A 19,317-nucleotide genomic window follows, 5' to 3' on the forward strand; every position below is an offset into this window, starting at 1 on the left:
AGTGAGCAGGCAAGCCACCGCCGGCGCCAGCCGGCGGTGGATCTCCCCCAATTGTTCAGGCCGTGGCTGCCCCGGGTCGCCCGGCTTTGTCCCGCCTGCGGCGCAATTGTTTACACACCGTTTACTAATGACCGGATAATGTTCCAGTTTGACGGTGCGCGGGTATTCACTTCCGGTGATGGACGGCGCCAGACGATCTATCCATCCATGGGCGCTAAAAGAAAAATGACCAACGAAACAACAAACAGGAGTGGTGTAGCGGCGCTGACGCTGGGGGCGATCGGCGTGGTGTATGGCGACATCGGCACCAGCCCGCTTTACACGATGAAGGAGGTGTTCGCTCCGTCGCACGGAATCGCCGTTTCACCGGCCAATGTGACAGGGGTCGTATCGTTGATCCTGTGGTGCCTCATCGTCGTCATCTCGCTCAAGTACGTGACGCTGGTCCTGAAAGCGGACAACGGCGGGGAAGGCGGCATCATGGCGCTCACCGCCCTGGCGCTCAAATCCGTGACCCAACACTCGCGTTTTTATTACCCGGTCATGTTGATGGGGATGATAGGCGCGGGATTATTCTTTGGCGACGGCGTCATTACACCGGCCATTACGGTGCTGTCGTCGATCGAAGGCATCGAAGTGGCAACGCCGGCATTCAAACCGTATGTCATACCCGTGACGCTGCTGGTGCTGACCGCCTTGTATTGGGTGCAGCACCGCGGCACCGGCGGCATCGGCAGGTGGTTCGGCCCGATCGTGCTGGTCTGGTTTGCGACGCTGGCAGCGATGGGCATTGTCAATATCGCCGCCAACACCGAGATTCTGGCAGCGCTGAACCCTGTCTACGCATTCGAATTTCTTCGTTCAAACGGATGGTTTGCCTTCGTTGCCTTGGGCGCGGTCGTCCTTGCGCTTACCGGCGCCGAAGCGTTGTACGCCGACATGGGCCATTTCGGGCGCAAGCCGGTGCGCCTTGCATGGTTCTCGGTGGTGTTTCCCGCGCTGGCGCTGAATTACCTCGGGCAGGGCGCGATGCTGTTATCGAACCCGGCGGCGGCGTCGAACCCCTTCTTCAATCAGCTCGGCGCCTGGAGCATCTACCCGCTCGTAGTCCTGTCGACGATCGCCGCGGTCGTCGCCTCCCAAGCGACCATCTCAGGCGCTTTTTCGGTGGCGCAGCAAGCGATCTCGCTGGGCTTCTTGCCGCGCATGCAGATCTTGCATACGTCGAACCAGGAAAAAGGGCAAATCTATATTCCACTGGTGAACTGGCTCCAGTTCGCCGCCGTCGTCTTCGCCGTCGTCGTCTTCGGCTCCTCGACCAACCTGGCGTCCGCCTACGGTATTGCTGCCACGGCGACGATGCTGACGACCACGCTGCTGACCTTTTTTGTGGTGCGCTACGGTTGGCGCTACTCGCGCTTCATTGCGATCGGCGCGACGTGTTTTTTCCTGATATTCGACATCACGCTGTTCGCGTCGACCAGCCTCAAGATCGTCAGCGGTGGCTGGTTCACCTTGCTGATCAGCTTCGTCATGGTGATGATCATGCTGACGTGGCGCAGCGGCCGTGAACTCGTCTACAAGAACTTGAAAGCCCACATGATCCCGCTGTCCGATTTCCTCGGCGGGCTATTCGCGGCGCCGCCGCACAGGGTTCCCGGCACGGCGGTATTTTTCCGCTCCGAAGGCGATGGCGTGCCGCACGCAATGCTGCACAACCTTCTGCATAACAAGGTGCTGCATGAACGGGTTATTTTCTTGACGGTGCTGTCGACGGATAGTGCGAAGGTTGCCTCGTCCGAAAGAGTGAAGATCACCGAGCTTGGTCACGACTGCTTCCAGGTCGACGTCGCCTACGGTTTCACCGACAGCCGGGATATTCCGGCCGCCCTGGCGTTATGCGCGCGCCACGGCCTGGTGTTCGAGCCGATGGAAACGTCGTACTTCATTGCGCGCCAAACGGTGATCGCCACCCCCGGCGCCGGAATGGCATTGTGGCGCGAACGCCTGTATGCCTCGATGGCAAAGAATGCGCGCGATGCCGCCGACTATTTCAAACTGCCGACGAACCGGGTGATCGAACTCGGTACGCAGGTGGAGATCTAGTTGCAGCCAACGCCCAGGCGGCGGCCGGTTTGTGCGCGCCGGGGTCGCTGCATGCTGGCCTGTGCTAAAATTATTTTGTGAAGATCGTGGTCAAAATGCTCGCCGTGTGGTTCTAGTTGCTGGCAGTCCCTTTTCAGGGCTTTGCGTCAGCGACAATGTTTTTCTGTGCGCCGATCGACTTGCCCGCCGCGCAAATGGCTGTCGCCGCCACTGCACACGATCACGCTGCAACGATGGCCGCTGAGCATCACGGCCAGGCGCATGTGGCGCCCGCCACGCATGGCGGCGATCATGCCGACGTGTCGGTACAGCACGACGGTGGCAAGTGCACCTCCTGCGCTGCCTGCTGCGTTGGCGCGTCAATCGGCCCGTCCGATCCCCTCCGGCTCGCTGCCGAAGCACCACATGGCGTCTCGGCGCCGTTTGTGCTCGCTTCATTCCCTCTGTCGAGCGCGCCTTGCTCGAACGCCCCCCGCAAGCCTGACTGACCTGACCATCGCAGTGCGCGCCGGCTTGTTTGGGCCGCCCGCGCACGCCGATCAATATCTTTGTCCGGGTCCCGCATCCGGTCCGTCGTCCTGTCTATCCGCGAGGACATCATGAACTATGTATACCGCCGCCGTGCCTGTGCCTTCATTGCGCTCGTCGCACTTGCTGCGCCGCCCCAGGCGCAAACTCGACCCGGCGATCCGGCCGACGCTGCGGCGCCGGTGCCGCCGACCCGCTACGCGCCATATATCGCGGCCACGCCGGCCGCACCCGCCGTGCAGTCGCCGCCGCAAGCGTGGAAGGCGCTCAATGCCCTTGTCGGCACGTACGATTCGATGAGCTCGACCATCGATGGCGCTGCCGCCGCGCCGGCGCCGCCCGCGCCGGCTGCGAATGGACCGGCGCCGGCGACGCAGCCAGCGCCCGACCCGCACGCCCACCATCGCCCGAAGGCGGCCAAATGAGCCGGCGCCACAGCCGCCCGGGCAGCGTCATCGCCGTTGCGGCGGCGGCACTGCTGGTCAGCGCGTGCGGATCGATCTCGCCGGACCGCGGCTTTGCGTCCGTCTCTGCGCTGGCAACAGAGCGGCTCGGCTTTGATGCGCGCATGGTGCGCACCGACGCCGACGCCGAGGCGCTGGCGAAAATGATCGACGACAAGTTGCGCCAGCCCTTGCAGGTTGGTGACGCGGTCCAGATCGCGCTGCTGAACAACCGCGCGCTGCAATCGACCTACTGGAGCGCGGGCATTGCCGAAGCCGACCTGGTGCAGGCTGGCCGGCTGCAAAATCCATCGTTTTCGTTCGAACGGACCCGTCAGGGCAGCGATATCGACATCGAGCGCTCGCTGACCATGAGCCTGGTTGGCGCGCTGACGGCGCCGCTGGCCCGGCGCATCGAGGAGCGCGGCTTGCAGCAGACCAGGCTGATGGTGGCCAACGACATGCTGGCGCACGCGGCGGAAACGCAGCGGGCCTATCTCGAGGCCGTCACGGCGCAGCAGGCGATGACGTATGCGCGCCGGGTCAGCGACGCGGCCGACGCCAGCGCCGAATTGAGCGGTCGGATGGCGCGCGCCGGCAACGCCAGCCAACTCGACCTGGCGCGCGAACGCGCGTTCCGCGCCGAGGCGACCGCTGGCGTCGGCCGCGCGCACAAGCGGGTGATTGCCGCGCGCGAAAAACTGAGCCGGCTGATGGGCCTGTGGGGCGGCGCCGCCGCCTACCAGTTGCCCGAGCGCTTGCCCGACCTGCCGGCCGAGCCGGCCGAACTGGAAGACATCGAGCGCGTCGCCTTGCGCGACCGGCTCGATATCCAGGCGGCGCGCATCGAAGCGGCGCAGACGGCGGCCTCGCTCGGGCTGACCAAGACCACCCGCTTCATCAACGTGCTCGACCTCGGCTACGTGCGCAATACCAGCGGCGGCGTCAGTGCGCCAGGCTACGCCATCACGCTCGAGCTGCCGCTGTTCGACTGGGGAAGCGCGCGCGCGGCGAAATCCGAAGCGATCTACGTGCAGGGGGTCAACAAGGTGGCGCACGCGCGGTGGAAGCGCGCAGCCAGGCGCGCGAAACCTACCTCGACTACCGCACCTCGTACGACCTGGCAAAACATTACCGCGACGAAGTGATCCCGCTGCGCAAGAAGATCGCCGACGAAACGCTGCTGCGCTACAACGGCATGTTGCTCAGCGTATTTGAGCTGCTGGCCGACTCGCGCGAGCAGTCGATTGCGGTCAACAGCAGCATCGAAGCGCTGAAAGACTTCTGGATCGCGCAGGTCAACCTGGAGGCGGCGCTTGGCGGACGCCTGCAAGTCAAGCCGCAAGCGGCAAGCAAAGGAAACACACCATGACTTCACGCAGAACATTTTTGGGCGGCGCGCTGGTCGGCGCGGCTGCCGTCACCCGCGGCGGCGCGGCAACGCTGCCGGAGGCGCCGACCCATTCGTCGGCCGCTACCATGGCGCCACTGGCGCCGCCAAACGGGCGGCCCTACAACCCGGTCGTCACGCTGAACGGCTGGACCTTGCCCTGGCGCATGAAGGACGGCGTCAAGGAATTTCAACTGGTGGCCGAACCGGTGGTGCGCGAAATTGCGCCCGGCATGAAGGCGAACCTGTGGGGCTACAACGGCCAGAGCCAGGTCCGACGATCGAAGTGGTGGAGGGCGACCGCGTGCGCATTTTTGTCACCAACAAGCTGCCCGAACACACCAGCGTCCACTGGCATGGCCAGATCCTGCCCAACGGCATGGACGGCGTCACCGGCCTGAACCAGCCGGGCATCGAGCCCGGCAAGACGTTCATGTACGAATTCGTCGCGCGCCATGCCGGCACCTTCATGTACCACCCGCATGCCGACGAGATGACGCAGATGGCGATGGGAATGATGGGATTCTGGATCACTCATCCAAAAAATGCTGCCCACCACGCGGTCGACCGCGACTTCGCCTTCCTGCTCAATTCCTACGACATCGAGCCGGGCGCCTACACGCCGAAGGTGAATACCATGCTCGACTTCAATTTGTGGACTTTCAACAGCCGCGCCTTTCCCGGCATCGACCCGATGGTGGTGCGGCTCGGCGACAAGGTGCGCATTCGTGCCGGCAACCTGACGATGACGAATCATCCGATCCACCTGCACGGCCATCGCTTCGAAGTGAGCTGCACCGACGGCGGCTGGGTGCGGCCGTCGGCGCGCTGGCCGGAAGTGACCACCGACATCGCGGTCGGCCAGATGCGCGCGATCGAGTTCGTTGCCGACAACCCCGGCGACTGGGCCTTCCACTGCCACAAGTCGCACCACACGATGAATGCGATGGGCCATTCGGTACCGACGCTGATTGGCGTCGACCACCGCGACGTGGCAAAAAAAATCAACGCGCTGGTGCCGGACTACATGGTGATGGGCGACAAAGGCGGCTCGATGGGCGGCATGGAAATGTCGCTGCCCGAAAACACCTTACCGATGATGACGGGCGACGGCCCGTTCGGCGGCATCGAGATGGGCGGCATGTTTACTGTCCTCAAGGTGCGCGAAGGGCAGGCGCGCAACGACTACAAGGATCCTGGCTGGTACAAGCATCCGGCAGGCACGGTTGCGCGCGAGTGGACGGGCGACGCTCCCGTTGCGGCGCGTTCGCCCCAGCGCGCGGCGCCGCCGGTCCCCGGCGAAACGACCGTCACGGTGCGCAAACCCGGCGCCCACAGGGGCCACTAAACGTTGCTTCCCCAGCGGGGTCAGTGCCGGCAATCGCACACGGACTCGTCACTGACATTCTTCCCCAGCGGGGTCAGTGCCGGCAATCGCACACGGACTCGTCACTGACGGACGCTTGCGGATGGGGCCGTGTCCATTTGCCGGCACTGACCCCGCCTGTGGATGCCATGCGTCTCTGGCGAAACACCGTCGCGGTACGCAAGGACGTTTTGCGCCCACAAGGGCCAATAAAGATCGTCATTCTTCTTCAACAATTGAGAGCACAACATGAAACGCATGAGCATCCTTTTTGCGGCGATGACACTGGGAATCGCCTCCGCCTCAGCCCAGACGGGTGACCATTCCCAGCACCCAACGGCTGCCGCATCACCGCCGGCCAACGCGGCGAGCCAGCTGGCCAGCGGCGATATCGTCAAGGTCGACAAGGACGCCGCCAGGCTGACGATCAGGCACGGCGCACTGGCGCACTTGAACATGCCTGCAATGACGATGGCGTTCAGGGTCCGCAGCCCGGCTATGCTCGACCAGGTCAAACCGGGCGACAAAGTCGGCTTCGTTGCTGAAAAGGTCAACGGCGCGCTGACCGTGACGCTGCTCGAAGCGGCCCCGGCGCAGCGGTAAGCACAGCCGCTCGGCAGGCGCAGCGGGACAAGCCCGTTGCCGCGCGAGTGCTCGCACGACTAACAGAAAGACGCCGTTCCGCCTGCTTCCCCAAACGGGGTCTGGACGGTCTTTGCGGATGGGCCCGTGTGCGTTTGCCGGCACTGACCCCGCTGGGGGATGGGCACTGTGCGGCAGGCGCAGCAAGACAGGCCGGTCGCCGCGCGATGGCATAGAATGCTCGCATGACTCTCCCTTTCAGGCAGACACCGTTCGGCCGGCTGGCCGACGGATCCCCGGTTTCGCTGTTTACGCTGACTAATGCGGACGGCATGGTGGCCAGGGTGACCGATTTCGGCGGCATCATCACCGAACTGCACGCGCGCGACCGCAACGGCATGCTCGCCGACGTCGTGCTCGGCTTCGATCACCTGGCGCCTTACCAGCGCAAGCATCCGTATTTCGGCGCGCTGATCGGCCGCTACGCCAACCGCATCGCGGACGGGCGTTTTTCGCTCGATGGCGTCGGCTATCAGCTCGAGGTCAACAACGGGCCGAACCATCTGCATGGCGGCCGCGCGGGCCTGCACAACGTCAAGTGGAACGCCGATATCGACGGCGCCGTGCTCACGCTGCGCCGCCGTTGCGCCGCCGGCGAACAGGGCTACCCCGGCACCTTGGACGTGACGGCCAGCTACCAGCTCACCAACGACAACGAGTTGATCATGCGGCTGAACGCGACGACCGACCAGGCCACGCCCATCAACCTGACCCAGCACAGCTACTTCAACCTGGCCGGCACGGGAGACATCCTGGGCCACGAACTGACGCTCAACGCCGATGCATTCACCCCGGTCAACGAAGTGCTCATTCCCACCGGGCAGGTGCGCCCGGTGACCGGCACAGCCTTCGATTTCCGCACGCCGCGCACCGTTGGCGAGCGCATCGGCGACGCCGACCCGCAACTGCGCTACGCCGGCGGCTACGACCACAATTTCGTCCTGAACGGATCAGGCCCGGCGGCGCGGCTGCACGATCGCGCATCGGGACGGGTGCTGGAGCTGTGGACCGCCGAGCCGGGCGTGCAGTTCTATAGCGGCAATTTCCTCGACGGTTCGCTCAGCGGCAAAGGGCGCCAGTACACGATCCACAGCGGCTTGTGCCTGGAGCCACAGCATTTCCCCGACTCGCCGAACCAGCCGGCGTTTCCAAATACTATCTTGCGCCCCGGCGAGCAGTACGCCACCGAGTCGCGCTACCGCTTTTTTACCGACTAGCCTCAGCCTGCGGCGCCGCGTGGCGTCGTTCGCTACCATTCAGTGCGCGAACACTTGCCCGCTGAGCAGGCCGAACAGTTCCTGCGCCGGTGGCACACTGAGCGCCACCAAACGACGTCCACACGTACAATGCAGAAACTTTTTTTGCGCCGTATGAGGGAGTGCCGATGCTGGGAGAAAATTCATCGTTGATCGCCGACGCCGTCCAGGACGGCACCATGGCCCGCCTGATCCGCGAGCACGACTGGGCGGCGACGCCGCTCGGCCCGCAGGCAAGCTGGCCGCCGCCGCTGCAGACAACGGTCGACCTGATGCTGTCGTCGCAGTTTCCGATGTTCGTTGCCTGGGGCGCCGAACGCTGCTTCATTTACAACGACGCCTACAGCCAAATTCTTGGCAACAAGCATCCACACGCCCTTGGCGCACCGTTTCGCGTGGTATGGAACGACATCTGGGAGGCGGTCGGGCCGATTGCCGACCGCGCGTTCGCCAACCAGCCGTCCTACTTTGAGGATTTGCCGATCCGGATGGAACGCAACGGCTACGCCGAACTGACGTACTTTACGTTTTCGTACTCCGGGGTGCGCGGCGAGGGCGGCGGCATCGACGGCATGTTCTGCGTGTGCCAGGAAACCACCGCGTCGGTCGTTGCAGCCCAGCGCCATGTCGACGAAATGGACCGTTTGCGCCAGTTGTTCCAGCAAGCGCCGGGTTTCATGGCATTGTTGCGCGGGCCGCAGCACGTCTTCGAGATGACGAATGCGGCCTACCAGCAGCTCACCGGCGGGCGCGACCTGCTCGGCAGGACGGTCCGCGAGGCTTTGCCGGAACTGGCCGGCCAGGGATTCTACGAGTTGCTCGACAATGTGTACCGGGATGGCATGCCGTACGTCGCCCGCGGCACTTCGGTCAGACTGCAGCGCCAGCCCGGCGCCGCGCTCGAGGACGTGGTGGTCAGCTTCGTGTTCCAGCCGTTCACCGGTGCAGACGGCGCCATTACCGGCGTGTTCATCGAAGGCAGCGACGTCACCGAACAACACCTTGCCCAACAGGAACTGGCACGCAACATCGCCCGCCTCGAACAGGTCGAGCGGCGCCAGGCGTTCCAGCTGGAACTGGCCGACCGCATCCGCGATCTCGATGACCCGGAACAGATCACCGAAGCTGCCAGCGAAATTCTTGGCAAGCGGCTGCGGATCGATCGCGTCATCTACGCCGAGGTCGACGACACGGCACAGACGTTCGTCGTCTCGCGCCAGTGGTGCGGCGACGGCGTGGCCGAGGTCGATGGCAATGTGCGGTCGCTGAACGATTTCGGCCCGCGGGTGATCGAACAGTTGCGCGCCGGCGAAATTGTGGTCATCGACGATGTCCGTTCCGATCCCCGCACAGCGCGCTACAGCGATGAATACGCCCGGCTCGGTGTCGGTGCCGACCTCGGTGTGCCGCTGGTCAAGGCAGGGCAGCTCGTCGCCGTTCTCAATCTGCATCGCAAGTCCGCTTTTGCATGGACCGAAAACTGCATCGAACACGCGCGCGAGACGGCCGAGCGCACCTGGGCGGCGCTGCAAAGCGCACGCGCGCACGTGGCCCTCAAGACCGAGCGCGACCAAGCCGAAAACGAGCGGCGCCTGCTCGACGCATTGCTCGACGCGGTGCCGGTTGGCATCGGCATGGCCGACACCGACGGCAAGCTGGTGCGGGTCAACCGCGCCAACCGCCAGCTGTGGGGCGATTCGTTGCCGCTGTCGGGCAGCATTGCCGGCTATGCCGAATGGACAGGATGGTGGGCCGACGGCTCGTCCCGGCACGGCCAGCCGTTGGCGGCGCACGAGTGGGCGCTGGCGCGCGTGCTGCGCGGTGAAGACGCGCCCAACGACATGGTCGAGATCGAGCCGTTCGATGCGCCCGGCCAGCGCCGCACGATCGTGCTGTCGGCCGCCGCCGTGCGCGACGCCGACGGTCGCATCACCGGCGGCGTGGTGGCGCACATGGACGTGTCGGCGCGCCAGGAAGCCGAGCGGGCCTTGCGCGCGAGCGAAGCGAAGTTTCGCACCATCACCAACGCGATGCCGCACATGGTGTTTTCGGCGCTGCCCGACGGCAATCACGATTACTTCAACCAGCAGTGGTACGGTTTTACCGGCGTGGCCGAGGGGGCGACCTTCGGCGAACGCTGGCTGCAGGTGTTCCACCCGGACGACCAGCCGCGGGCGATGGCGCAATGGCAAGTCAGCCTGGCCAGCGGCGAGCCGTACGAGATTGAATTTCGCCTGCGCCATCGCTCCGGCCAGTACCGCTGGGTGCTGGCGCGCGCGCTGCCGATCCGTGATGAAGGCGGCGCGATCGTGCGCTGGATGGGATCGGCCACCGACATCCACGATCAGAAGCAGACCCAGGAAGCGCTGCGGCTGGCCGACCGCCGCAAGGACGAGTTCCTGGCGATGCTGGCCCACGAGCTGCGCAACCCGCTGGCGCCGATCAGCGCCGGCGCCGACCTGCTGCGCCTGACGCGGGTCGACGAGGCGCGCGTGCGCCAGATCAGCGAACTCATTTCGCGCCAGGTCAAGCACATGACCAGCCTGGTCGACGACCTGATGGACGTGTCGCGCGTGACGCGTGGCCTGATTACGCTCGACAATGCGATGCTCGACGCGCGCCACATCGTCACCGACGCGGTCGAGCAGGTGCGCCCGCTGATCGACACGCGCGGCCACCAGCTGGTGGTGCATACGCCGCCGGAATCGGCGTTCGTCATGGGCGACCAGAAGCGGCTGATCCAGGTGATCACCAACGTGCTCAACAACGCTGCCAAGTACACGCCGCAGGGCGGCTGCATCGTGCTCAAGATGGAAGCGGGTGCCGAAGAAGTAGTGATCGGCGTGGCCGACAACGGCATCGGCATGGGGCCCGACATGGTGGGCAGGGTGTTCGAACTGTTCACCCAGGCCGAGCGCACGTCGGACCGTTCGCAGGGCGGTCTGGGCATCGGCCTGGCGCTGGTCAACAGCCTGGTCGAGCTGCACCACGGCTCGGTGACCGCGGCCAGCGCCGGCCCCGAGCAGGGCAGCGAATTCACGATCCGGCTGCCGCGCGTGGTGCTGCCGGGCGCCAGCGCCGAGAAGGCGGGCGAAGGGCCGCTGGCGCCGGCGGCCGCCGCGCTGCGCGTGATGGTCGTCGACGACAATACCGACGCGGCCATGATGCTCGCCATGTTTCTCGAGTCGGCGGGACATCAGGTCTCGATCGAGCACAACGCCCGGCGTGCGCTGCAAAGCGCGCAGTGCGAGCAGCCCGATGTCTTCATGCTCGACATCGGCTTGCCTGACATGGACGGCAACGAGCTGGCGCGCCTGTTGCGCGCCCAACCCGGCGGCGAGCGCGCGGTGCTGATCGCCATCACCGGCTACGGCCAGGAGCAAGACCGCCAGGAGACGGCGGCGGCCGGATTCGACTTTCACTACGTCAAGCCGGTCGATGCCGAGCAGCTGCTGACGTTGCTGGCGGAGGTGAAGCGGCCGCGCTAGCGGCCACGGCTGCGCGGGGGCCTACACCGGCTGCTCGAGTTGCATGCCGACGGCGGCGATGCGCTCGCCCAGCGCGGCGCCATTGTCGCCTTGCAGGCCAAGCTGGCCGGCGGCGCCGGCAAGTTCGTGCGCGCGCTCGGCCATCAGCGCCATGCCGGCGTCGCGCTGCGGCAACGCCAGCGTCGCGCGGGCCAGGTGGAAATTCATTGACGCGTTCTGCGCCGCGCCGGCGGCTGCTGGCATGGTGGTCAGCCGGATCGCCAGCGCCTTGACGATCGACATCATCTCGATGGCGCAACCGAGCTGCACGGCCCGAAACGGTTTCTCGTACATGCCGCCGGTCGCGCTGGCCAGCAGCCGCAGCATCAACGCATAGCAGGCATTCGCCAGGTCGAGCATGACGGCCGACTCCGGCGCCGATACCTGCGTGGCGCCATCGTCGGCGATCGGACGGAACATCACCGGCGTCGGCGCCACCGGCCGGTAGGGCGTAAAGCCGCTGTCGGCGGCGAGCATCGCATCGTACTGCTTGCCGATCGTGACGAACTGGGCGTAGTGCGACTTCTCGTGATCGCGCCGGCCGCCTTCGCCCTGCTCGACGATGGTGGCGATCGCCGCCACAGCACTGTTGAGGTCGGTGACGGCGCGCATCGATTCAAATGACAGCAAGTCGGTGTCGATCTGCGCCTCGGGCGCGCCGATGAAAAGGGCGCTCTCGCCAAGCTCGGCCGACAGTTGCTCGAACCCGTGCTCGATGCCGGCGTACAGGTGGCCGACCGTATCGTAATCTTCGGCGTTCGGCGTCAGCCTGGTGGCGACGCCGGCGCCGCGGCGATAGCCCAGTTCGGTCTCGAAACCTTTCGCCTGCGGCAACCGCATCCCTTCCGGCCGCTCCAGGTAGACGAAATGGGACACCGTGTCGCGCGTGCAAGGCGCCAGCCGCACGACGAGGCTGGCGGGGTGGTAGCCTGGCGCGACGGGAAAATTCTGGCGTGCGAAGTGGGGCGGCGAACCAATGCTCATCAACAGGTTGTTGACCAGCGCCAGGTGCAGCATTTCTTCCATCGCCACGCCGTGAATCTGATGGCGCCAGCGATCGACCTTGGCCAGCTGCTCGGCGCTGAGCCCTTCATCGGTCGACTGCTTCAGGCTCCACGCCGCGTACAGGTAGCAGCACATCAGGCCATGTTCGATTTCGGCAGCTTCGGTGAGCAGGTAGATCAGCTGCTCGCGGTCATTGACGCGGATGACGCTCGCGTCCAGCGATGGGGGAGTGTTCACGGAGGCCTTTCACTGCAATTGATGGCTGGATTGCTTGCCAGAATAGCAGCGTTTTGCCGACAGGCGCGTACGGGTGCGGCGCGCCGCTTTCAGTACGCCGAGTGCGCCGGCGCCAGCAGGCCGCGCACGATGGCGATCAGGTCGTCAGGGGTGAAGGGCGCCGCCAGGTAGCCGTCGGCGCCGCTGTCGAGCGCCGTCAGCCTGTCTTCGTCGCGGATGTACGTAGCCGATGTGTGGATGATCAGGATGTCGGCCGTCACCGGATCGGCCTTCAGCCTTCGGCACACGTCGGTGCCCTTGATATCGGGGAGTTTTACGTCGAGCAGCACGAGCGCCGGAAGCTCGCGCGCCGCCATCGACAGCGCGCTCTCGCCATCGGCCGCTTCGCTGACGCGAAAGCCGGCGTTCATCAACAGGCGGGTCTTGGCGTGGCGCGCGCCGTCGTTGTCGTCAACATTCAGGATGACGCTGCTTTGATGCATGTGAACAGTTTCGTCGTCTCTAACCGGTGGGAAATATTTCCCAAATTATAGTTAATGGCAGACAAGTCGGCGCGCTCTGCGCCTGTGCCGGTGGAATGTTGCACGCAGAACGCGGTTGGAACGATGACGCGCCGCTAATCCTGCCGCACCGTGGCGATGCGCGCGTTGATGGCGATGTTGCCTGCATCGAGCCCTGGCGTCTCGCCGTGCAGGTCGAAATCGAGCTTCGTTTGCGGGCGGAAGACCAGGCAGTGCGTCGATCCGCCGAAGTGGAACATGCCGAGCTGTTCGCCCTTGCCGACACGCTGGCCCACGCTGACGGTGATGTCGCAGGTCGACACCTCGGCCATGCCGACCGCCATGAAGCACATCAGGCCGATTGCCGGGTGATCGGCTTCGATGAAGATAAGCGCACGCGTGGCAACTTGCGTGATGTAGCCCTGCGACTGGCGCGGACCGCACGGATCGAACCCCGCGTGCTCCGACTCGGCGAAGTAGGTGCCGTCGATCACGTAGGCCTTGACGATGGTGCCGGCGACCGGGCTGTGCCAGCGGTGATAGCTGAACGAACTGAGAAAGGCCTGGTACACCGTGCCGTGCGCAAACTGGGCGGCGAGGGCGTCGTTGGCCAGCATGTGCATCAGCGAGTATGGCTGCGCCTTGATCCAGAAGCGCTCGCGCAACTCGACGTCGCCGCTGAGCCGGTACGGCGCCGACTCACAGGCGTTGACGATTACCGCGTCGTCCTGCGGCGCTGCAACGGGGCGCCGGCCCGCGCGGAAGCGGCGGGTAAAAAAGTCATCCCACGACGTGAAGCCGCGGTAGGGCAGCGACGGCGCGCAGTCGAACTCTTCATCGAAGTTGGGCATCTCGGCCATCGCGTCGGCGCCGAACCAGCCGCTGCGCGGGTCCTCGCCCAGCGCCGGCAACGACGCTGCCGATGTGAGAAATTCGCCCCAGCGGTTCAGGATGCGTTTCAGATGGTGGTTGACCGTTGGATTGAGGAAAAATGCGCGGCCGCTCGGCGTTGCCATCGACCAATCGACCATCGCGTTGATCGGCAGCCCAGTCAGCCCGGTCTTGTTAAATTGCGGCGGCGTGCGCAGCACCACATTGATCATCTGCAGCAGGTGGCCGAAGTGCCTGATCTGCGGATGCCCGGTCGGCGAGCAATCATGGGGCGGCGTGCGCGGCACCTGCTCGAACATCTGGTGAACCAGCGCAAACAGCGCCGCATCGCGGTCGACGGCGTCGCTGAAGTAATGCAGCACCGGGTCGAGCGGCAAGTCCGGGCGCGCGGCGGCGCCCAGCGCGGCCATCCAGCCGGCAAACGCTTGCTCGTCACTGTCGAGCCATTCGCCGACGCAAAAAGGCGGCGGATTGTTCGCTTGGTCACGCACCGGCTTGCCTCTACTGGTAGTTGCTGCCGAACACAATCGCTCGACCGTAAGCGAACTCTACCAGTAGTTGACTCGCGCACGATACGGCCTGCGCATTTCTGCGGCAGCCGGTCCGCCTCAGTGGCCCGCTGTGGTCACCGCGCCGATGCCGGTTTCCGAACGCACTTCCTGCGCCTCGTAGCCGAGCCGGTCAATGCGCGCCCGCTCGCTGCGATCGAGCACCGAGAACAGCCAGATGCCGACAAACCCGGCGGTCATCGAAAACAGCGCCGGCGACTGGTACGGAAAGATCGCCGTCTTGTAATGGAGCACATCGACCCACACCGATTTCGACAAGACCGTCAGGCCCACCGCGGTAAACAGGCCGAGGAAGCCGCCGATGGTGGCGCCGCGCGTCGTGCAGTCTTTCCACAGCACCGACATGAACAGCACCGGAAAGTTGGCCGATGCGGCGATGGCGAACGCCAGCGACACCATGTAGGCGATGTTCTGCTTCTCGAACACGATGCCCAGCACCACTGCGACGACGCCCAGCGCCACCGTCGTCAGGCGCGACACGCGCAGTTCGTTGGTGCTGGTGGCCCGGCCTTTCATGAAAACGGTCGCGTACAGGTCGTGCGAAACGGCCGACGCCCCCGACAAGGTCAGGCCGGCGACCACCGCCAGGATGGTGGCGAAGGCCACCGCCGACATGAAGCCGAGGAAGACGTTGCCGCCGACGGCGTTGGCCAGGTGGATTGCCGCCATGTTGTTGCCGCCCAGGAGCTTGCCGGTGGCGTCCATAAAGCCTGGATTGGTGCTCACCAGGACGATGGCGCCGAAGCCGATAATGAACGTCAGCACGTAGAAATACGCGATCCAGGTAGTGGCCCAGAACACCGATTTACGCGCTTCCTTGGCGCTCGGCACCGTGAAGAAGCGCATCAGGATGTGCGGCAGGCCGGCGGTGCCGAACATCAGCGCCATGCCGAACGAGATGGCGGAGATGGGATCGGTGATGAAGGTGCCGGGGCCCATGATGGCCTGGGCCTTCGGGTGCACCTCGACCGCCTTGGCGAACAGCGCCTCAGGGCTGAAGTTGAACTGCGCCAATACCGCCAGCGCCATGAAGGTGGCGCCCGACAGCAGCATGCCGGCCTTGATGATTTGCACCCAGGTGGTAGCCGTCATGCCGCCGAACAGCACGTACACCATCATCAAGGTGCCGACGATGACGACGGCGATCCAGTACTCGAGGCCGAACAGCAGCTTGATCAGCTGGCCGGCGCCGACCATCTGGGCGATCAGGTAGAACGCGACGACGACGAGGGTGCCGGAAGCGGCGAAGGCGCGGATGGGTGTTTGGGCAAAGCGGTAGGCGGCGACGTCGGCAAACGTGAAGCGGCCCAGGTTGCGCAGCCGTTCGGCCATCAGGAAGGTGATGACCGGCCAGCCGACCAGAAAGCCGATCGAGTAGATCAGGCCGTCGTAGCCGTTGAGGAACACGGCCGAAGAAATGCCGAGGAAGGACGCGGCCGACATGTAGTCGCCGGCAATGGCCAGGCCGTTCTGGAAGCCGGTGATGCCGCCGCCGGCGGTGTAGAAGTCGGCCGCCGACTTGGTTTTGGCCGCCGCCCACTTGGTGATGAACAGCGTCAGCACGACGAACGCGCCGAACATCGCGATGGCGGTCCAGTTGCGCGGCTGCTGTTCGGTGGCGCCGATGACGTCGGCGGCGCCGGCCAGGCCGGCAGCGGTGAGCAGAAGGAGGGCGGCGCCGCCTTGCGCGATGTGCGGCTTCACAGCACCTCCCTGCGGATAGCGTCGGTCAATTCGTCGAACTGCTGGTTGGCGCGCCAGACGTAAATGCCGGTGACGAGCACGGTGAATACGATGACAAACAGGCCGACCGGGATGCCCCACGTCAGCACGCCGGCGCCGACGCGGGCGGCCAGCAGCTCCTTGTTGAAGGCGATCAGCAGGATGAAGCCGTAGTAGACGACCATCATCATCGCCGTCAGTGTCCAGCCGAACACCGTGCGGATGTGCACCAGCTTCTGGTAGTTCGGGTTCGCTACGATCTTCTGTACAAGGTCTTCTTCCATGGCAGCCCCCGATATTGCGCGCCGCTTCTGCGACAGTACAGACGCGCGTTCAATATCGTATTGACCCTGCCGGCAGCCTCACAGTTCCCGCTTGCCGGCGCCGATGCCACAATTTTTGCGCGCGGCGGGACGGAGCCGTGTTTTGGCCCAGCTTAAATCTTCCGCACCTGCGCCGAAATTGCCTTCATGTTGCGCTCGTTGCGCTCGCTGTAGCGGTCGGTCAGATAGTCGGTGCGGCCGCGCGTCAGCAAGGTGAACTTGTACAGTTCTTCCATCACGTCGACCACCCGATCGTAGTAGCCTGACGGCTTCATGCGTCCGGCCTCGTCGAACTCCTCGTACGCCTTCGGCACCGACGACTGGTTGGGGATGGTAAACATGCGCATCCAGCGCCCCAGCAGCCGCAGCGTATTGACGACGTTGAACGACTGCGAGCCGCCGCACACCTGCATCACGGCCAGCGTGCGTCCCTGGCTCGGACGCAGCGCGCCTTGTTCCAGCGGGATCCAGTCGATCTGGTTCTTCATCACCGCAGTAATGGCGCCGTGCCGTTCCGGGCTGCACCACACCTGGCCTTCCGACCACAACGACAATGCGCGCAGCTCAACAACTTTCGGGTGTGTCTCCGGTACGCTGCCGGCCATCGGCAATTCGCTCGGATCGAAGATACGCACTTCGGCGCCGAAATACTCGAGAATGCGCGCCGCCTCAAACGTCAGCAAGCGGCTGAACGAACGTTCGCGCAGCGACCCGTACAGCATCAGGATGCGCGGCGGGTGGTCAAGACAGCCAGTCGGCGCGAGCTTGTCAATATCCGGGATATCGAACTGCTCGGGGCGAATGTTGGGCAGATCCGCGATCTTATCCATGCTGAACTCGCTTTCCCAGCTCATCGATCACGCGTTCGGCGTCTTCTTTGGCGTTACGAATAAGGGCCAGGGTATTACGCGAGGCGCCGCAATCCGGGTTGTGGTAAATCGTCACGGTCATGCAGATTTCTCCATCAGGAAAGGCGCAAAGCGAGTGCCGCCAGAGTAAGTACGAGCACCGGCAGCGTCAAAACGATGCCAACGCGGAAGTAATAGCCCCATGAGATCTTGATGTCCTTGCTCTCCAGGACATGCAGCCATAGCAGCGTCGCCAGGCTGCCGATGGGTGTGATCTTCGGCCCAAGATCGCTGCCAATGACATTCGCGTAGACCATGGCTTCACGCACCACGCCTTGCGATGTCGTGGCATCGATCGATAGAGCGCCGATCAAGACGGTCGGCATGTTGTTCATGATCGACGAGAGAATTGCCGTGATCAGCCCCGTGCCCAGGGCAGCGCCCCATACGCCGTACCTGGCGCATTCGTTGAGTACGGTTGCGAGATAGTCGGTCATGCCAGCATTGCGCAGGCCGTACACGACCAGATACATACCCAGTGAGAAAATAACGACTTGCCAGGGTGCGTTGCTCAGTACTTCGCGTGTCGCAATCTTGTGTCCGCGCGCGGCCACCGCGAGGAGCAGGGCGGCGCCCGCTGCCGCCACAGCACTGATGGGCACGCCAAGACGCTCCAGCCAGAAAAACCCGACCAGCAGCAGGCCGAGTACCCACCATCCGGTGACGAAGGTGGCACGGTCATGGATTGCTTCATCCGGCGTGCGCAGTTGGGCCACATCGTAATTGGCCGGTATATCCTTGCGAAAGAACCACATCAGCATTCCCAGCGTCGCCGCAACCGAGACCAGGTTCACCGGCACCATCACCGCGGCGTAGCGTCCAAAACTGATGTTGAAATAGTCGGCCGACACGATATTTACCAGGTTCGACACCACCAGCGGCAAGCTTGCCGTGTCGGCGATGAAGCCGGCCGCCATTACATAGGCCAGCGTTGCTTTGGCCGAGAAGCGCAGTGCACGCAGCATGGCGATCACGATGGGAGTGAGGATCAGGGCGGCGCCGTCGTTGGCAAATAGCGCAGCGACCGAGGCGCCCAGCAACACGAGCAGCACGAACAGGCGCTTGCCGCTGCCCCGTCCCCAACGTGCGACGTGCAGCGCTGCCCACTCGAAAAAACCCGCCTTGTCGAGCAGGAGGCTGATGATGATCACGGCGACGAACGTTCCGGTAGCGTTCCATACGATGTGCCAGACCACCGGGATATCGGCGACGTGGATCACCCCGGCCAGCAGGGCGACGAGGGCGCCGGCGCTTGCGCTCCATCCGATACCAAGGCCGCGCGGCTGCCAGATTACGAGGATCAAGGTGACGAGGAAAATGAGGAACGCAAGAAGCACGGCTGGCCTTGAAAGTAATGTCGATGAGAATGTGGAACCGGCCCACGGGCCAGGCGAAAACCAGTGGCCCGATCAGGCCAGGATGGTGCCGATCCGGTCGAGTTCAGTCTTCAGTGCGGCCTTGTCGTTGGCCAGGTCGGCCAGGGGCAGCGCAAGAAATGCTTCGATGCGCGCGCGGATGATGCGATAGGTCTGCTCGAAAGCGCTGTTGATTTCCTCCTCCGTGCCGACGATGTGGCCGGGATCGTCGACGCCCCAGTGCGTACGCAGCACCGGGCCCAGATAGGCCGGGCAGGTTTCGCCAGCGGCGCTTCCGCACACTGTGACGACAATATCGGGTGTCACCGGCAGCTCGTCCCACGACTTGCTGTAGTAGCCCTGCGTCGACATGCCTTTGCTGTGCAAAAGCGCCACGGCGCGTGGGTGGAGCTTGCCGGCCGGCTGGCTGCCGGCGCTGATCGCCTTCAGCCCGGACGGCGCCAGGTGGTTGAAGATTGCTTCAGAGAGGATGGAGCGGCAAGAGTTGCCGGTGCAAAGAAAGAGAATGTTCATAGGGGCTTTGGGGTG

The 19,317-nt window shown here is 64.5% G+C and carries 16 protein-coding genes and 2 pseudogenes; 8 read left to right on the plus strand and 10 right to left on the minus strand.

What is annotated here, in order from left to right; genetic code table 11:
• Positions 1–225 precede the first annotated feature (225 nt).
• The gene (locus CR105_RS17285; protein WP_099790410.1) at positions 226–2,106 is read left to right on the plus strand and encodes a potassium transporter Kup; all 1,881 of its coding nucleotides are present in this window, start codon (positions 226–228) and stop codon (positions 2,104–2,106) included.
• A 146-nt stretch (positions 2,107–2,252) separates the two neighbouring features.
• Here the strand turns inward: CR105_RS17285 and CR105_RS28400 are convergent, their stop codons facing one another.
• Positions 2,253–2,399, minus strand: coding sequence for a hypothetical protein (locus tag CR105_RS28400; RefSeq protein ID WP_180288228.1), 147 nt, complete (start codon positions 2,397–2,399; stop codon positions 2,253–2,255).
• Between the two features lie 306 nt (positions 2,400–2,705).
• On the opposite strand from CR105_RS28400, the gene CR105_RS17290 reads away from it, so the two are divergent.
• From CR105_RS17290 to CR105_RS17315, 7 genes and pseudogenes are all read left to right on the plus strand, one after another.
• A complete protein-coding gene (locus CR105_RS17290) occupies positions 2,706–3,059 on the plus strand; it encodes a hypothetical protein (protein WP_099790412.1) in 354 nt (117 codons plus the stop codon).
• Positions 3,056–4,225, plus strand: coding sequence for a TolC family protein (locus tag CR105_RS17295; protein ID WP_229413984.1), 1,170 nt, complete (start codon positions 3,056–3,058; stop codon positions 4,223–4,225). Before CR105_RS17290 ends, CR105_RS17295 begins: the two co-directional genes overlap by 4 nt.
• A complete protein-coding gene (locus CR105_RS28950; RefSeq protein ID WP_229413985.1) occupies positions 4,141–4,449 on the plus strand; it encodes a TolC family protein in 309 nt (102 codons plus the stop codon). Before CR105_RS17295 ends, CR105_RS28950 begins: the two co-directional genes overlap by 85 nt.
• Positions 4,446–5,815: pseudogene (locus CR105_RS17300) on the plus strand (multicopper oxidase family protein). Before CR105_RS28950 ends, CR105_RS17300 begins: the two are co-directional and overlap by 4 nt.
• Positions 5,816–6,091: 276 nt before the next feature.
• Positions 6,092–6,436: a copper-binding protein gene (locus CR105_RS17305; protein WP_307189638.1), complete on the plus strand. Its 345-nt coding sequence runs from the start codon at positions 6,092–6,094 to the stop codon at positions 6,434–6,436.
• 224 nt (positions 6,437–6,660) lie between these two features.
• Positions 6,661–7,692 (plus strand): aldose epimerase family protein, encoded by a 1,032-nt coding sequence (locus CR105_RS17310; protein ID WP_099790416.1) that lies wholly within the window; start codon positions 6,661–6,663, stop codon positions 7,690–7,692.
• A gap of 167 nt (positions 7,693–7,859) precedes the next feature.
• Positions 7,860–11,219, plus strand: a complete 3,360-nt coding sequence (locus CR105_RS17315; RefSeq protein ID WP_099790418.1) for a PAS domain S-box protein — start codon at positions 7,860–7,862, stop codon at positions 11,217–11,219.
• A gap of 21 nt (positions 11,220–11,240) precedes the next feature.
• Here the strand turns inward: CR105_RS17315 and CR105_RS17320 are convergent, their stop codons facing one another.
• The 9 genes and pseudogenes from CR105_RS17320 to CR105_RS17360 form a co-directional block, all read right to left on the minus strand.
• A complete protein-coding gene (locus CR105_RS17320; protein ID WP_099790420.1) occupies positions 11,241–12,500 on the minus strand; it encodes a ferritin-like domain-containing protein in 1,260 nt (419 codons plus the stop codon).
• An 89-nt stretch (positions 12,501–12,589) separates the two neighbouring features.
• Positions 12,590–12,982, minus strand: a complete 393-nt coding sequence (locus CR105_RS17325; protein ID WP_099790422.1) for a response regulator transcription factor — start codon at positions 12,980–12,982, stop codon at positions 12,590–12,592.
• Between the two features lie 134 nt (positions 12,983–13,116).
• The gene (locus CR105_RS17330; protein WP_229413986.1) at positions 13,117–14,382 is read right to left on the minus strand and encodes a phosphatidylserine decarboxylase family protein; all 1,266 of its coding nucleotides are present in this window, start codon (positions 14,380–14,382) and stop codon (positions 13,117–13,119) included.
• 117 nt (positions 14,383–14,499) lie between these two features.
• A complete protein-coding gene (locus tag CR105_RS17335; protein WP_099790424.1) occupies positions 14,500–16,164 on the minus strand; it encodes a cation acetate symporter in 1,665 nt (554 codons plus the stop codon).
• Positions 16,161–16,466: a DUF485 domain-containing protein gene (locus CR105_RS17340; RefSeq protein ID WP_099790426.1), complete on the minus strand. Its 306-nt coding sequence runs from the start codon at positions 16,464–16,466 to the stop codon at positions 16,161–16,163. Before CR105_RS17340 ends, CR105_RS17335 begins: the two co-directional genes overlap by 4 nt.
• A 152-nt stretch (positions 16,467–16,618) precedes the next feature.
• The gene (gene arsH, locus CR105_RS17345; protein WP_099790428.1) at positions 16,619–17,335 is read right to left on the minus strand and encodes an arsenical resistance protein ArsH; all 717 of its coding nucleotides are present in this window, start codon (positions 17,333–17,335) and stop codon (positions 16,619–16,621) included.
• 49 nt (positions 17,336–17,384) lie between these two features.
• A pseudogene (locus CR105_RS17350) lies at positions 17,385–17,456 on the minus strand (arsenate reductase); the annotation flags it as partial.
• Between the two features lie 13 nt (positions 17,457–17,469).
• Positions 17,470–18,750, minus strand: coding sequence for an arsenic transporter (locus CR105_RS17355; RefSeq protein ID WP_099790431.1), 1,281 nt, complete (start codon positions 18,748–18,750; stop codon positions 17,470–17,472).
• 72 nt (positions 18,751–18,822) lie between these two features.
• The gene (locus tag CR105_RS17360) at positions 18,823–19,302 is read right to left on the minus strand and encodes an arsenate reductase ArsC (protein WP_099790433.1); all 480 of its coding nucleotides are present in this window, start codon (positions 19,300–19,302) and stop codon (positions 18,823–18,825) included.
• Between the last annotated feature and the right edge of the window lie 15 nt (positions 19,303–19,317).

Source organism: Massilia eurypsychrophila, assembly GCF_002760655.1.
Taxonomy (GTDB): domain Bacteria; phylum Pseudomonadota; class Gammaproteobacteria; order Burkholderiales; family Burkholderiaceae_D; genus JAFCUW01.

Excerpts from the sequence above, each read along its gene's own strand:
- CR105_RS17285 (WP_099790410.1), top strand. The coding sequence starts at position 226 with ATGACCAACGAAACAACAAACAGGAGTGGTGTAGCGGCGCTGACGCTG.
- CR105_RS28400 (WP_180288228.1), bottom strand. The coding sequence starts at position 2,399 with ATGATCGCCGCCATGCGTGGCGGGCGCCACATGCGCCTGGCCGTGATG.
- CR105_RS17290 (WP_099790412.1), top strand. The coding sequence starts at position 2,706 with ATGAACTATGTATACCGCCGCCGTGCCTGTGCCTTCATTGCGCTCGTC.
- CR105_RS17295 (WP_229413984.1), top strand. The coding sequence starts at position 3,056 with ATGAGCCGGCGCCACAGCCGCCCGGGCAGCGTCATCGCCGTTGCGGCG.
- CR105_RS17305 (WP_307189638.1), top strand. The coding sequence starts at position 6,092 with ATGAGCATCCTTTTTGCGGCGATGACACTGGGAATCGCCTCCGCCTCA.
- CR105_RS17310 (WP_099790416.1), top strand. The coding sequence starts at position 6,661 with ATGACTCTCCCTTTCAGGCAGACACCGTTCGGCCGGCTGGCCGACGGA.
- CR105_RS17315 (WP_099790418.1), top strand. The coding sequence starts at position 7,860 with ATGCTGGGAGAAAATTCATCGTTGATCGCCGACGCCGTCCAGGACGGC.
- CR105_RS17325 (WP_099790422.1), bottom strand. The coding sequence starts at position 12,982 with ATGCATCAAAGCAGCGTCATCCTGAATGTTGACGACAACGACGGCGCG.
- CR105_RS17340 (WP_099790426.1), bottom strand. The coding sequence starts at position 16,466 with ATGGAAGAAGACCTTGTACAGAAGATCGTAGCGAACCCGAACTACCAG.
- arsH (WP_099790428.1), bottom strand. The coding sequence starts at position 17,335 with ATGGATAAGATCGCGGATCTGCCCAACATTCGCCCCGAGCAGTTCGAT.
- CR105_RS17360 (WP_099790433.1), bottom strand. The coding sequence starts at position 19,302 with ATGAACATTCTCTTTCTTTGCACCGGCAACTCTTGCCGCTCCATCCTC.